Here is a 14,580-nt window from a genome sequence, read left to right on the forward strand (position 1 = left end):
ACGCCCAACGCCGCCGAGCCGAAGGCCGCACCGACCGCGACATCCGCCGCATCCTCAAGCGCTACCTCGCCCGCACCCTCTACCGACTCCTCGAAGCCAGTTGACACACATAGAAGCATCGCTCGCTTCGCGTAAGTGGCCTGCGCCCGCCGGGACGTCACCCCGTTTCGACTCGCTTCGCTCGCTCAACGACCGGAGGCCGATCCCCGGTCGTTGAGCGACGAGCGCCAGCGAGGAGTCGAAACGGTGTAAACGTGGCGCGGCCCTTCGTTTCGACTCGCTTCGCTCGCTCAACGACCGGAAGCCGATCCTCGGTCGTTGAGCGACGAGCGCCAGCGAGGAGTCGAAACGGTCGAAGCGCACGGCGGCCCTTCGTTTCGACTCGCTTCGCTCGCTCAACGACCGGAGGAGGGGCGGGTTTTGTCGTGGGTGGCCACAAATGGCCGGGACTGCGGCAGACTGGAGGGACGTGCCCGCCCCTCGACGCTGATCGGCTCGCCCTCGTGACCTCTGCCGCCATCCATCCCGCCTGGCTCTCGTCCCTCGCCTTCGGCCCTCTCGGCCGACGCCGCATCGCCGTGGCCGAGGGCGACCCGCTCGCCGACACGATCGCCGCCGAGGTGGCGACCGCGGTCGGGGCCCACGGCGGGTCGCTCACGCGCGACGTCGCGGCCGACGCCGACCTCGTGCTCGCCATCGACGAGCACGCCGCCATCGGCGAGGAGGGGTTCCGCCTCTCCCGCCGCGGCGGGCGCCTCGCGGTCGTGGCGGGCTCGGGACGCGACCTGCTTCACGGGTTCTTCCACGTGGTGCGCCTCGGCGAGCAGGCTTTCACGGGCGAGGACGCCGACGAGAGCCACGCGCCCGCCGCCGCCCTGCGCATGCTCGACCACTGGGACAACATGGACGTCCACCCCGTGATGGGACCGGTCGAGCGCGGTTATGCGGGAGCGTCGATCTTCTTCGACGGCGGCGACGGGCTGCCCGGCAGCGGCAGCGTGCGCGAGGATCTGTCGCGCGTCGCCGCGTACGCGCGGCTGCTCGCCTCGATCGGCATCAACCGCGTCGCCCTCAACAACGTCAACGTCCACGCGCGTGAGGCGCGGCTGCTCACCGACGACCTTCCGCACGTCGCGCGCATCGCGCAGGAGTTCCGGCGCTGGGGCATCCGCGTCCACCTGTCGGTGTCGTGGGCGTCGCCGATCCTGCTCGGCGGGCTCGCCACATCCGATCCGTTCGACGACGGAGTGCGGCGCTGGTGGGCTAAGGCCGCCGACCGGGTGTGGGACGCGATCCCCGACTTCGGCGGGTTCGTCATCAAGGCAGACTCCGAGGGCCAGCCGGGGCCCTTCGCGTACGGGCGCGACCACGCCGACGGCGCGAACATGCTCGCCGAGGCGGTCGCCCCGCACGGCGGGATCATCCACTGGCGCGCCTTCGTCTACAACCACACGCAGGACTGGCGCGACCGCTCGACCGACCGCGCCCGGGCCGCCTTCGACCACTTCTCGCCGCTCGACGGCCGCTTCCACGACAACGTGAGCGTGCAGGTGAAGTACGGGCCGATGGACTTCCAGGTGCGCGAGCCCGTCTCCCCCGTGCTCGCCGCCATGCCGCAGACCCGGCTCGCGCTCGAGCTGCAGGTGACGCAGGAATACACCGGGCAGCAGCGGCACGCGGTCTACCTCGGGCGCCAGTGGAGCGAGATCCTCGGCTTCGACTTCGGCGAGGCCGGCCCCGTCGCCGGGCTCGCGACCGGCGGATTCGCGGCCGTGTCGAACGTCGGCGATGACGCGTTCTGGACCGGTCATCCGTTCGCCCAGGCGAATCTGTACGCGTACGGCCGCCTGACGTGGGATCCGTCCGCCGACCCGGGCGCCGTGCTCGACGAGTGGATCGAGCAGACGTTCCCGGATGCGCCGGCGCCCGTCGCGCGCACCGTGCGCGACATCCTCGACTGTTCGTGGGAGACCTACGAGCAGTACACGACACCGCTCGGCGTGGGCTTTATGGTGCGCCCCGGCCACCACTACGGGCCCGATGTGGACGGCTACGAGTACACCCCGTGGGGCACGTATCACTTCGCCGACCGCGACGGCATCGGCGTCGATCGCACGGTCGCGACCGGCACGGGCTTCGCGGGGCTCTACCCGACGCCGTGGCGCGAGACCTACGAGTCGCTCGAGACGTGCCCCGACGAGCTGCTGCTGTTCTTCCACCACGTGCCGTACACGCACGTGCTTCACAGCGGAACCACCGTGATCCAGCACATCTACGACACCCACTTCGCGGGCGTGGAGCGCGTCGAGGAGTTCGTCGCCGCGTGGGACCGGGCGAGCGGATCCGTCGAGCCCGCCCTCGCCGCGCGCGTGACGGAGCGCCTCGCCGAGCAGCTGCGCAGCGCGATCGAGTGGCGCGACCAGGTGAACACGTACTTCCTGCGCAAGTCGGGCGTCCCGGATGAGCGCGGGCGCCGGATCTACTGAGCGGTAGGCGGGGTCTAGGCGTTTCGACTCGCTTCGCTCGCTCAACGAGCGGGAGGCCGGGTCAGGCGGTGAAGCGCGCTTCGACGTCGGCCACCAGCGGGGCCGTGATCTCACGCAGGAAGGCCGCGAAGACCACGGCGAGCAGCCAGAGCACGCCCTCGCTGCCCACGAGAACCACGGCGCCGGCGACGATCAGCAGAGCCAGTTCGCCGAGCGTGACGATCCAGCGGCGTCCGAGGTAGAAGGCGGCAAGGCGCGCGATGTCGCGCAGGCGGAACGAGAAGAACGTCGCGATCACCAGGGCGTTCAGCCCCCACAGCAGGACGAGCAGGGCGAGGACGAGCAGGATGCCCGTGTACCAGCCGGGAAGCGTCCCGGCGCCGGCCGCGACGGCCCCCGCGATCACCGCGAGGAGGATCATCGGCGGCGCCCACGCGCGCAGGGCGTCGAGCCAGCCGAGCCGGATGCCGCGCAGGAACGACCGCGCGGGCGCGAGCTCCTCGGCGCGTCGCCGGTCGCGCAGGGCGTACAGGCCCGCGGACAGCACGGGGCCGTACAGGATGAGCGTGAGCGGCACGAGCGGGATGTTCGCGATCTCGCGGCCGAGGAAGAACAGCACGATCACGACCGGCAGCGAGGCCACGGTCATCAGGAACCCGACGATCAGGTGCCAGTAGACGAACGCGGCGAACACCGACAGCGCGCCGGATCCGAAGCCGGATCCGGCCGGTCGCGCTCCGTCATCCTCGTCGGCAGTCACGGGAGCAAGCCTAGGTCGCGATGGGCGTGGGCGTTTCGACTCGCTGCGCTCGCTCAACGAGCGGCCCGCCCGACGATTCGAGGCGCTGTGAGCGCTCAACGGCCGGCCCGACCGAGGATGCGACGGTCATCCAGCCACGGCGGCGTCTCGTCGATCACGGCGTCGAGCTCGATCAGCGCGATGCCGTGCCGCTGCAGCGTCACGTCGAGGCGCACACGGCCGTCGGCGATCGGCAGCGACGAGTGCGAGCGCACCGGCTCGGCGGCCTCGCGCAGCGCCTCCTCCTGACGGCGGGTCGGCGAGGCCGGACGCCCCAAGCGCTGCCAAGCGGTGAACGCGTTTCCCCGCTCCCCGTCGACATCCGAGCGACGCGCGTACACGGATCCAGCAGGCGAGGTCATCGGCAGCGACAGCGAGAGGCGGTGCTCGGCCGGCTCCTCCGGGTCATCCGTGCCGCCCACCGACTGCCAGGCGAGCACGGCGATCCGGCCGTCCGGGTGCCGCGTGACGAGGTGATCCTGCCCGCGAGCGAGGATCTCGGGCCCCATCCGCGCCATGAAGGCATAGAGGTGGAAGGTCGGCTTCTTGATCTGGCGGTGAGTGAGCATGCCGAAGCCGCCGTGGAAGATCGCGGTCGGGATGTTCTCCTCCTCGAAGACGTCGCAGAACGTCCAGTAGGCGAACGAGTCGACGTGGTCGCCGCCGCCCGCGAGGACGGGCGCCAGCGCGGCGGCGTTGTACGCGGTGTCGTGCACGGGGTTGTCGGGCCGGTAGCTGGTGTTGAACTCGGTGACGTGCAGCGGCAGCCCTTCGAGCCGCGTGCCCGCGAGGAGCTCGGCCGGGCGCGCGAACTGGCCCAGCAGATCCGAGGGATGACGGAGGGTCTGGTACACGCCGAACGGAACCGTCTCGGAGGGGCCAGACGTGTAGGCGTGGAACGACAGGAAGTCGGCGGGAAGGTCGCGGCGCGAGACGAAGTCGGCGAAGGGGCCCCACCACTCGTCGGCGCCGGGCGAGATCGCGGGGCCTCCGACGGTCAGCTCCGCGTCGACATCCTTGACCGCCAGGACGCTCGCCTCGTACAGGCGGAAGTACTCCTCGCGATCCGCGTCCTGCCAGAAGTGCACGAGGTTCGGCTCGTTCCACACCTCGATGGGCCACGTGCGGACCTCGTCGATCCCGTACCGGGAGATGAGGTGGCGCAGCAGGGCCCGGATGAGCGCCGCCCACTCGGCGTAGTCGGCGGGAGGCGTGACGTTCCCCTCCCACCAGAACACCGTCTGCTCGCCCGAGGCGAGGCCGGAGGGCATAAAGCCCAACTCGAGGAACGGCCGGATGCCGAGCTCCAGGTAGCAGTCGAGCACCTGGTCGACGTAGGTGAAGGAGTAGCGCGTGCCGCGGTGGCCGGCCGCGTCGTACGGGCGGTGCACGCCGAGGTCGTCAGACAGCAGCCCGTGCCCGCGGATGTGACGGAAGCCGATCTCGCTCTGCACGAGGGCGAGCGAGTCACGGTAATCAGCGCGCAGCGCGAGGTTCAACCGGCCGGTGCCGACGACGTTGCGCCAGGCCTCGGTCAGGATGCCGATCGGCTCGGACGGGACCGCGATGACGGCGGACGAGGAGGAAGCAGGGGACACGACGACTCCAGGACGAGGGGACGACACGGGCGGCTAGAGGCACAACGAGTGAGGGGGTGGGACGCGTGATCCCACCCCCTCACAGGGTCCGGGGCGGCGCCGTCAGGGATGGCGCGTCCCCCGGAGGCGGGGACTACTCGGCGACGCCCGCGGCCTCGTTCATGGTCGCGACGTACTCGTCCATGCCCAGGCCCTGCAGCTCGGCGACGTACGCGTCCCAGTCATCCATCGACCGGTCGCCCTTGATGAACTGCGCGGTGGCGGTGTGCACCGCGGTCGCCAGGTTCGACTGCGTGACGGCGGTCTGGGTGCGCTGCGCCTCCGTGAGCGGGATGCCGGGACCCGGGTCCGCGACCTCCTTCTGCTCGTTCATCGCGGTCTGGAACTCCACGACCTCGGGGGCCAGGGTCGACTGGACGAGGTCGGCCGTCGAGCCGTGCGCGAGCGACCACACGCCGTTGTAGTAGCCGAAGTCGGCGTTCAGCAGCTTGGGGTCCTCGCCGGCGTTGGGGTTGATCCCGTTCCAGTCGATGCCGTCCAGCAGCTGACGCTTGCCGTCGACGACCTCGAACGTCTCGCCCTCGACGCCCCACTTGGCGAACTCGAGGCCCTCGTCGCTGAAGTAGATCCAGTCGACGTACTGCAGCAGCGCCTTGAAGTAGGGCTTCTCGGCGACGTCCTTCGAGAACGCGACGCCCGACTCGAAGTGGCCGCCGGTCGTCGGGTCCATGATGTCCCCGGCGGGGCCGCCGGGCACCACGATGTTGCGCACCTCGGCCTCGGTGTCGCCCGCCTCGGCGAGGCCGTTGCGGTACTCGGTGATGACCTGCGAGTTCGACGAGATCGCCGCCGCCTGGCCCGTGGTGAACTTCGCCTTCGCGGCGTCGTCATCCTGCGTCAGGCCGTCCGGGTCGAGCAGGCCGTCCTCCACGAGACCGTGGAAGTAGGTGAGCAGCTCCCTGAAGCCCTCCTGCGTGCCGCTGAACTCGTACTCCTCGCCGTTCCAGGTGACGCCGTCGCCGAAGCCCCAACCGGCCTCGGTGCCGAAGTTGCCGGATGCCAGCTGCAGCACCGCCGCGAGCGGCTGGTTGTTGTTCGTGGTGTTCCAGCGCTCGGTGTACGGGTACTTCAGCTCGGGGTGAGCCTCCTTGATGACGGCGAGCTGCTCGGCGAACTCATCCCAGGTCTTCGGGTCCTCGAGGCCGGCTTCCTCCCACCAGTCGGCTCGGATCGCGATCGTGTAGTCGGGCTTGGCGTTCTCGAGCAGGCCCGGCAGCACATGCAGGTCGCCGTTCGCGTCGCGGCGGCTGTCGAGCTCGCCCTCCAGCCCCCACTTCTCGACCTTGTCCATGAAGTTCGGCAGGTAGTCGAAGTAGTCCGAGATCGGCAGCAGGCCCGCGGTGACGTTCTGCACGTCCGCGAGGTAGGTCGACGGGATGATGTCGCCGGCGTCGCCCGTCTGGATCAGCTGGGTGCGCTTGGTGCCGAAGTCGGCGAGCGGGATCGACTGGTAGTCGAACGTGACGTTCAGATCGTCGGCGTGGTGCTTCACGATCGACCAGTCGTCCTTGAACGGGTAGTTCGGGTGGTCGCGATAGGTGAGCTCGAATGCCACGGGCTCGGTGGCCTTGAACGAGTCGCCGACGCCCCACTCCTCCATGGCGCCGACCGACTGCTCCTCGCCGATGGCGGCGGCGTCGCCTTCCTCGGGAGCCTGAGCGCCGCCGCTTGTGCAGCCGGCGAGGCCGACCGCGAGCGTGGTCGCGGCGCCCAGAGCGAGCGCCTTGTAGCGGATCTTCATTGTTCCTCCGTTGCTGTGAGAACGTCGTCGTTCACGACGGGTACTGCGGGGTGATGGATCGGATGGACGGCCCGGCTGATCAGCCCTTCACCGAGCCGAGCATGACGCCCGAGACGAAGTGCTTCTGGATGAACGGGTAGAGGCAGACGATCGGCAGCACGGTCAGCAGCGTGGTGACCGCCTTGACGTTCGCGCCGATCTGCACGGCGTCGCCGCCCAGTCCCTCGCCCGTGCCGGTCGCGCCGGCGATGATGTTGCGCAGGTAGACGGACACCGGGTAGAGATCCGGATCGTCCATGTACAGGAACGCCGGGAACCACGAGTTCCAGAACGCCACGGCGTAGAACAGGATCATCGTCGCGATGATCGCCTTGCTCAGCGGCAGGACGATCCGGAACAGGATGCCGTAGGTCGACAGGCCGTCGATGGCGGCCGCCTCCTCCAGCTCGGCGGGGAAGTTCTCGAAGAACGACTTCATGACGAGCAGGTTGAACACGCTGATCGCCTGCGGGAGGACGATCGCCCAGATGGTGTTCTTGAAGCCGAGCTCGGAGATCAGCAGGTAGTTCGGGATCAGGCCGCCGGCGAAGAACATGGTGAACAGCGTGATCCCGACGAGGAAGCCCCGGCCCTTCAGGTGCTGCTTCGACAGGACGTACGCGAACGACGTGGTCAGCACCATGGCGATCGCCGTCGCGACGACCGTGTAGAGCACGGTGTTTCCGTAGTTGATCCAGAACCGCTCCTGCTCGACCACGCTCTGCAGGGTCGTCGTGTTGAAGCCGACGGGCCACAGGAAGACATCGCCGGCCGCGATCGCCGCCTGCGAGCTGAACGCCCGCGCGGCGAGGTTCACGAACGGGTAGAGCGTGAGCAGGCCGACAAGCACGAGCACAACCGCGTTGATGACCGTGAAGACGCGGTAGCCGGTGGTCGGCTTGATCGTGCGTGTGGAGGCCCGCACCGCGGCGAGGTCGACGCGCGGCGCCAGCTCCTCGATGTCGCGGTCGGGGTCCGCGGCCGTGGTGCCGGGCGCGGTCGCGACCACGGCGGTCTCGAGAGGAGGAGTGTTCACCACAGGGAGCTCCCGGTCATTCGGCGCGAGATGGAGTTGGCGGCGACCACGAGCACGAGGCCGATGATCGCCTCGAACAGGCCAATCGCGGTGGCGTAGGCGGGGCTGCCCGAGTTGATGCCGACCTTGTAGACGTAGGTCGACAGCACCTCGGCGACCTCGGTGGTCAGGGGGTTGTAGAGCAGCAGGATCTTCTCGAAGCCCACGGCCATGAACGCGCCGATGTTGAGGATGAGCAGCACCATCATGGTGGGCTGGATGCCCGGCAGCGTGACGTGCCAGGTCTGCTGCCAGCGGTTCGCGCCGTCGATCCGGGCGGCCTCGTACAGACCGTCGTCGATCGTCGTGAGCGCCGCGAGGTAGAGGATCGTGCCCCAGCCGACCGTCTGCCAGGCCTCCGAGGTGACGTAGATCGCGCGGAACCAGTCGGGTTCCTGCAGGAAGTTGATGGCGTCGCCGCCGAAGGCCGTGACGATCGCGTTGATCGTGCCGTCGAGCGAGGTGAGCTCCTTCACGAAGCTCGCCACGATCACGATCGACATGAAGTGCGGCAGGTAGCTCACCGTCTGGATGAGCTTCTTGAACCACCGGACGCGCACCTCGTTGAGCAGCAGCGCCAGGATGATCGGCAGCGGGAAGACGATGATCAGCGTCAGGGCGCCGATGATCACGGTGTTCGCGAACGCGCGCCAGAACATCGCGTCGCCCAGCAGCATCTCGAAGTAGAGGAAGCCGACCCAGTCCTCGCCGAACATCGATCCGCCCGGCACGTAGGTGCGGAAGGCGACGATGTTGCCGAGCATCGGCACGTACTTGAACAGCACGAGGAACGCCACCGGCAGCACCACGAGCGAGTACAGCTGCCAGTCGCGACGGAGAGCGCGCTTCCAGCTGCGGCCGTCGCGCGCGGTGCGCGAACGAGCCTCGACGGTGCGCATTGTCTCCGTCTTGGTGACTGTCCTCAGTGACATCCATCCTCCTGCCGCCCGAGCATCGTCGCTCGAGCTGCCCGAACCGGCGGCGCGAAGATCGCTCCGCCCCTCGTTCGCAACGTCTCGAAGATAGGCCGAAGGAAAAGGCCGAGTCAACAACAAATTGCTGGAACTTGCAGAAAGTTTCGTGATCGTGATTTTCGAAACGGGTCTCGACTGGGAGGATCGACCCCATGACCGCCGACGCTCATGCCCCCCTTCCGCGCCTCGAACCCCACGGCACCGCCACCCGGCTGATCGTCGACGAGGCCCCGTTTCTGATCCGCGGCGGCGAGCTGGGGAACTCGGCCGCGCACCGGGCCTACCTCGAGGGCCGCTGGGCGAAACTCGAGCGATTGGGCCTCAACGCGATCGTCGCGCCGGCGTACTGGGAGCTCGTCGAGCCGCAGGAGGGCCGGTTCGACTGGACGTCGGTGGACGAGCTGATCGAGGATGCCGCCGCGCACGGCATGCGCGTCGTGCTGCTGTGGTTCGGCAGCTGGAAGAACAGCATGTCCTGCTACGCCCCGGCGTGGGTCAAGACAGACATGAGCCGGTTCCCCCGCACGCGGGACGCGCACGGGCGGGCCCAGGAGATCCTGTCACCGTTCTCGGAGGAGAACCGCGACGCCGACGCACGCGCCTTCGCCGCACTGATGGCGCACCTGCGGGAGCACGACCCGCGGCGCACCGTCGTCATGGTGCAGGTCGAGAACGAGATCGGGATGATCCCGGAGGCCCGCGACCACAGCACCGCCGCGGACGCCGCCTTCGCCGGACCCGTCCCGACCGAACTGATCGCGTACCTGCAGGGGCACCGCCAGCGGCTTCAGCCGTCGCTGCGGGCCCGGTGGGAGGCCGCGGGCGAGCGAACGGAGGGAACCTGGACCGACGTGTTCGGCGCGGGGCCGGCGACCGACGAGCTCTTTATGGCGTGGGCGTTCGCGCGCTACGTGGAGGCCGTCGCCGCCGCGGGCCGGGCCGAGCTCGCCTTGCCGATGTACACGAACGCCGCCCTCATCCGCCCCGGCTACGAGCCGGGCCAGTACCCCAGCGCGGGCCCCCTGCCGCACCTTGCCGACATCTGGCGCGCCGGCGCGCCGTCGCTCGACTTCCTCGCCCCGGACATCTACTTCCCCGAGTTCGCCGAGTGGGCGGCGCGCTACGTCGACAGCGGCAACCCCCTGTTCGTGCCCGAAGCGCTGCGCAGCGTCGAGGCGTCGGTGAACGCCCTCTACGCCTTCGGCGCCCACGGCGCGATCGGGTTCTCGGTGTTCGGGGTCGAGTCGATCGAAGACCGTGCGGCCGAGCTGCTCGCGGGCAGCTACGACGTGCTGCGGCAGCTGGCGCCCCTCATCGCCGAGCACGCGGGACAGGGCACGATGGCGGGCCTGCTGCCGCCGACCGAGCACCCCCGTGCCCCGCACCGCGTGCGACTCGGCGGCCTCGTGCTGAACGCGACCTACGAGCGCACGATCGCCCCGAGCCTCGCGGACGGCGTCATCAACGAGGCCGGCGACCGCCCCGCCGACCTCACCCGCCTTCCCGCGGGCGCGATCGTCATCCGGACCGGGAACGACGAGTTCGTCGTCGCGGGGACGGGAGTGACGCTCACCTTCGAGACGGATGCGGCCGACGCGGAGTCGGTCGGCATCCTGCGCTGCGAGGAGGGCGGATTCGATGAGCAGGGGGCGTGGCGCACCCGGCGTCCGCTGAACGGCGACGAGACCCACCAGGGTCGGCACCTGCGACTCGTCCCCGGTGTCTTCACGATCCAGCGGATCAGTCTCTACCGGTACCGCTGACCGCGCGCCGCGGGCGCGATTTATTGCGGGAAGTTTTCGGACATGCCAGCATAAGTGTTCACGACCGCGACTGATCCAAGCCGCGATCCGCCGCTGAGAGGAACGTCGTGGCCGCATCCCGTGTCCGCCTCGCCGACATCGCCGCCGAGGCCGACGTCTCGGTGTCCACCGTCTCCAAGGTGCTGAGCGGACGGACCGACATCGCGCAGGACACGCGCCAGCGCGTGCTCGCGACCGCGAGCTCGCTCGGCTACCAGCCGCGCGGAGCCTCGACCAACGGCGAGCCGCACGGCCTCATCGAGCTGCTCATCGGCGGCATCGGCACGCTCTGGGCCCTCGAGGTCGTGCAGGGCGCCGAGCAGGCGGCGGCGCTTCACGGCAAGTCGCTCGTCGTGACGAACATGTGGCACGAGGGGTTCTCGATGGCGACGTGGGTGGCCTCCGTGCTCGCACACCGCTCCAGCGGCGTCATCGTGGCGACGTCGCGCGCCGACCAGGTCGAACTCGAGCGGCTGCGTGACGCCGGCGTGCCGGTGGTGCGCCTCGACGCCGCAGGCAGCCCTGCCCCCGACACCGCTCAGGTCGGCGTGACCAACTGGGCCGGGATGCGGGACGCGACCCAGCACCTGATCGATCTCGGTCACCGGCGCATCGGTTTCATCGGCGGCGAACCCGCCGCGACCATCTCCCTCGAGCGCCAGGAGGGCTACACCTCGGCCCTGCGCCGCAACGGCATCCCGGTGGAGGCCGAGCTCATCCAGCCCGGCGACTTCATGATCGCCGGGGGCGAGGCCGCCGCGAAGGCGCTGCTCGAGCTGTCGGAGCCGCCCACCGCGATCGTCGCGTCGAGCGACCTCGAGGCGATGGGGGTGTACCACGCGGCGTTCGAGCGCGGCCTGCGCATCCCCGACGACCTGTCGGTCGTCGGCTTCGACGACACCGTGCTGTGCCAGTACCTGTCGCCGTCGCTCACGACGGTGCGCCAGCCGCTCGCGCAGATGGCCGACCAGGCGGTGCGGCTGCTCGGCGACCTGTCGCACGGCAACCGCCCCGCGATGACCAGGATCGAGCTCGCCACCACGCTCATCGAGCGCGGAAGCACCGCGGCACCGCGCGGCTGAGCGGCCCGTCCCGGCGCCCGGGTCAGCTGTGCGCCGTGGCGGTCCAGGACGTGGGGCCCTCGAAGGCGACGTTCTGCGCCCAGGCGAGCGCGACGACATCCGCGCCGTCGAAGGTGGCGGTTCCCGACCACGAGAACGGCGTGCCGAGGGCGATGATCGTGACGGCGAGCGTGCGCTCATCCGGCCACGCGAAGGACGCGGCGAGGGTCTCGGCGTCGTTCGCGCGCCAGGCGTCGTGCGCGGCGCGCGCCTCGCCGAGCAGCTCGCCGGCGGCATCGTGGGCCCGCAGCACCAGCTCCTCACCTGCCCGCTCGAACGACAGACCGTGGATCTCCGCGTCCTCGACCTGGATCGGCTCGCTCAGGATGCGCACGCGCCCGCGCAGATCCGCCTCCCGCGGCGAGGTCGGGGCGCCGTGCGGCGTGACGAGGGCATGGGCGGGCGTGAGGGCATCGCCATCCTGCGCGGTCGGCTCGCCGAACGCATCGCCGAGCGCATCCCAGACCGCCTTCAGCGCCGCCTGCGTGCGGGACGTCCCCGAGGTGATCGCGATCACCGCGTTGTGCTCGGGCCACACGATGATGAACTGGCCGAAGGCGCCGTCGGCGCGGGCCGCATCCACGTCGCAGCGCCACAGCTGGTAGCCGTAGCCCTGTCGCCAGTCGGCGTCCCAGCTCTGCGGGGAACTGTCGACGAGCGGCGACATCGCGCGGTCGATCCAGTCGGCCGGGATGAGCTGCGCATCGCCCCACCGACCGCGCTGCAGCAGCAGCTGGCCGAAGGCCGCCATGTCCTCGGTCGCGATCGACAGGCCGTAGCCGCCGACGTCGATGCCCTGGCCGTCCTGTTCCCAGGTGGCGCCGGTGATCCCGAGCGGATCGAGCACGCGCGGGCGCAGCCAGTCGAGCAGGCGCGTCCCGGTGAGGCGGTGAAGGATCGCCGAGAGCAGGTAGGTGGCGCCCGTGTCGTAGACGAAGCGGCTGCCGGGCTCGAGAGGGACGTCCACCGCCAGGATGGCGCGCATCCAGTCGAGCTCGGGGCGCCCGAGCGTGCGGCCGATGCCCTGCATCGAGCTGGCGTCATGGCCGGTGGTCATCGTGAGCAGGTGCTCGACGCGCATCGCCGCGAGGTTGTCGCTCACCGTCTCGGGGAGGGCGTCCGGCAGCAGGTCGACGACGCGGTCGTCGACCGACAGCAGCCGCTCGCCGACCGCGATGCCGATCGCCATGGAGGTGAACGCCTTGGACACCGAGAACATCTGGTGCCGGCGCTCGGGCTCGTGCGGCGCCCACCACGTCTCGGCGACGACGGAGCCGTGACGCAGGATCATCGCCGAGTGCACATCCTCGATGCCGTCGAGCGCGGCGAACAGGCGGCCGACGGCGCCGGGGTCGACGCCCGCGGCCTCAGGAGATGTGCGCGGAAGGCGTCGAACGGTCATGGGCATGATTCTGCCCGAGGTCGGCGCGGGTGGTGCCGCTGCTTGACCGGCGGGTTGCCGCGCCTGGCTGGCGGAGTTCCGGTGCCTTGCGGCCCTTCTGGGGCGCCGGAGGGGCCGGTCGGCACCGATGTGGCAGCGGGGAGCGCGGGGGCGTCGGAGTTCCGGTGCCGTCCGGCCCTTCTCAGCGGATGGAAGGGCCGGAAGGCACCGAAGTACGGCGGCGGATCGCGTCACGGACCCGCGCGGCGACGACGTCCCGGTGCCTGCGCAGGTGACGAGCGGTGAAACGCAGGACGATCCATCCGGCCGCCTCGAGGTCCGCGAGGCGGTCGACGTCGCGTTCGAACTGCGCACGGCTGCGGTGCCCCTCGCCGTCGTACTCGATGGCGATCTTGAGGGTCGGATAGGCCATGTCGACCGCGGCGATCCAATGTCCTTGTCGGCCGTAGACGTCCAGATCGAGCACCGGCTCCGGAAGCCCAGCGTCGATGAGAAGCAGGCGGAGCCGGGTCTCGCGGGGCGAGGATGACCCCGTCCGCGCACGCTCGAGCGCCCGGCGCAGCGCTGCAGCGCCCTTGCGGCGGCCGATCGCGGCAGCGAGCTGCTCGCGGGTCGCGTACGGCCCGCGCTCCGGTGGCCGGAATCCACCAGGATGTCGCGGCACACGCAGCAGGTGATCGGCCGCGACGACGAGATCGTCCTCGCCGAGCGTCGCGCCGAGCATCGCCCAGGTGTCGGCGAGCGTCGCCACGCGCAGACCAGCCACGGTCGTGACCGCCGCGAGCTCCCGGCGCACTCGCAACCCGCGCACGCCAGGCCGCCGCGGGGGCGTGCGCGGCTCCCACACCGCGACCACGAGATCCGGGATCCGGGTGTCCACCGGCGCGACAGCCCACGGCGGCAGCGGGATCTCGTGCAGGACGGCCGCCGTGACGCCGGCGAAGAACGCCTCCTGCGGCATGACGGGGGCGTAGTGGTTCATCCGCTCGCGGATCGCCGCCGTGTGTCGGACGGCCTCCGGTGTCTCGTCATCCCACTCCACAGGCTCCGCGGGCCGGACGCGGACGCCGCGAAACGGCCGCTCAAGACTTGTGTGCCGCAGCCGCTTCCGTCCGACCCCTGCGGCGAGGCCTTCGCCGACGCGGAACGCGGCGGGCAGGCGGTCATCCGGTGGCGTATGCGTTCTCATACGACGACGGTCGCGTGGCGGGGCCGTCGCCCCACACCCCCATGAACATCCGCGCGCCAGTTTGCACCCTGTGGACGGGGCTCTGGGCTATGCGGCGGCCATCCGGGACGGAACGCAGCCATGGGCGGGACCGAGCCTTGCGCCCGGCCCCGCGGGCGGGAGGAGATCTGGTGCGGTTCGGCCCTTGTGGGTGCTCAAGTGGGCCGGAGGGCACCGATGTGCGGGTGAGGTGTGAAGGGCGTGCGAAGAGCCGGTGCCGAGGGGCCCCTTGGTGCGACGGGAAGGGCCGGAGGG

The 14,580-nt window shown here is 70.2% G+C and carries 10 protein-coding genes; 3 read left to right on the forward strand and 7 right to left on the reverse strand.

Annotated features, from left to right (window positions below; all coding sequences use genetic code 11):
- The first annotated feature begins 503 nt into the window (after positions 1-503).
- Positions 504-2,486: an alpha-glucuronidase gene (locus IR155_RS14470; protein ID WP_135115509.1), complete on the forward strand. Its 1,983-nt coding sequence runs from the start codon at positions 504-506 to the stop codon at positions 2,484-2,486.
- A gap of 61 nt (positions 2,487-2,547) precedes the next feature.
- Here the strand turns inward: IR155_RS14470 and IR155_RS14475 are convergent, their stop codons facing one another.
- The 5 genes from IR155_RS14475 to IR155_RS14495 form a co-directional block, all read right to left on the reverse strand.
- The gene (locus IR155_RS14475) at positions 2,548-3,246 is read right to left on the reverse strand and encodes a glycosyltransferase (RefSeq protein ID WP_135115510.1); all 699 of its coding nucleotides are present in this window, start codon (positions 3,244-3,246) and stop codon (positions 2,548-2,550) included.
- A gap of 95 nt (positions 3,247-3,341) precedes the next feature.
- Positions 3,342-4,883: a GH39 family glycosyl hydrolase gene (locus IR155_RS14480; RefSeq protein ID WP_233441222.1), complete on the reverse strand. Its 1,542-nt coding sequence runs from the start codon at positions 4,881-4,883 to the stop codon at positions 3,342-3,344.
- Between the two features lie 133 nt (positions 4,884-5,016).
- A complete protein-coding gene (locus IR155_RS14485) occupies positions 5,017-6,684 on the reverse strand; it encodes an extracellular solute-binding protein (protein WP_135115511.1) in 1,668 nt (555 codons plus the stop codon).
- A gap of 79 nt (positions 6,685-6,763) precedes the next feature.
- Positions 6,764-7,684 carry a carbohydrate ABC transporter permease gene (locus IR155_RS14490; protein ID WP_194210350.1) on the reverse strand — a complete coding sequence of 307 codons (921 nt, stop codon included), beginning with the start codon at positions 7,682-7,684 and terminating at the stop codon, positions 6,764-6,766.
- 71 nt (positions 7,685-7,755) lie between these two features.
- Complete coding sequence (locus IR155_RS14495) at positions 7,756-8,697, reverse strand: ABC transporter permease (RefSeq protein WP_228067349.1); 942 nt, start codon at positions 8,695-8,697, stop codon at positions 7,756-7,758.
- A 227-nt stretch (positions 8,698-8,924) separates the two neighbouring features.
- Between IR155_RS14495 and IR155_RS14500 the strand changes: the two genes are divergently transcribed.
- Positions 8,925-10,535 carry a GH35 family beta-galactosidase gene (locus IR155_RS14500; RefSeq protein WP_135115513.1) on the forward strand — a complete coding sequence of 537 codons (1,611 nt, stop codon included), beginning with the start codon at positions 8,925-8,927 and terminating at the stop codon, positions 10,533-10,535.
- A gap of 107 nt (positions 10,536-10,642) precedes the next feature.
- Positions 10,643-11,656 (forward strand): LacI family DNA-binding transcriptional regulator, encoded by a 1,014-nt coding sequence (locus IR155_RS14505; RefSeq protein ID WP_135115514.1) that lies wholly within the window; start codon positions 10,643-10,645, stop codon positions 11,654-11,656.
- Between the two features lie 22 nt (positions 11,657-11,678).
- On the opposite strand, the gene IR155_RS14510 is transcribed toward IR155_RS14505, so the two are convergent.
- Entirely contained in the window at positions 11,679-13,097 is a 1,419-nt protein-coding gene (locus tag IR155_RS14510) for a serine hydrolase domain-containing protein (RefSeq protein WP_228067338.1), read from the reverse strand.
- Positions 13,098-13,278: 181 nt separating this feature from the next.
- Positions 13,279-14,286: an endonuclease domain-containing protein gene (locus IR155_RS14515; protein ID WP_135115516.1), complete on the reverse strand. Its 1,008-nt coding sequence runs from the start codon at positions 14,284-14,286 to the stop codon at positions 13,279-13,281.
- Positions 14,287-14,580: the final 294 nt, after the last annotated feature.

It is taken from the genome of Microbacterium paludicola (genome assembly GCF_015235415.1).
In the GTDB taxonomy this organism is placed as follows: domain Bacteria; phylum Actinomycetota; class Actinomycetes; order Actinomycetales; family Microbacteriaceae; genus Microbacterium; species Microbacterium paludicola.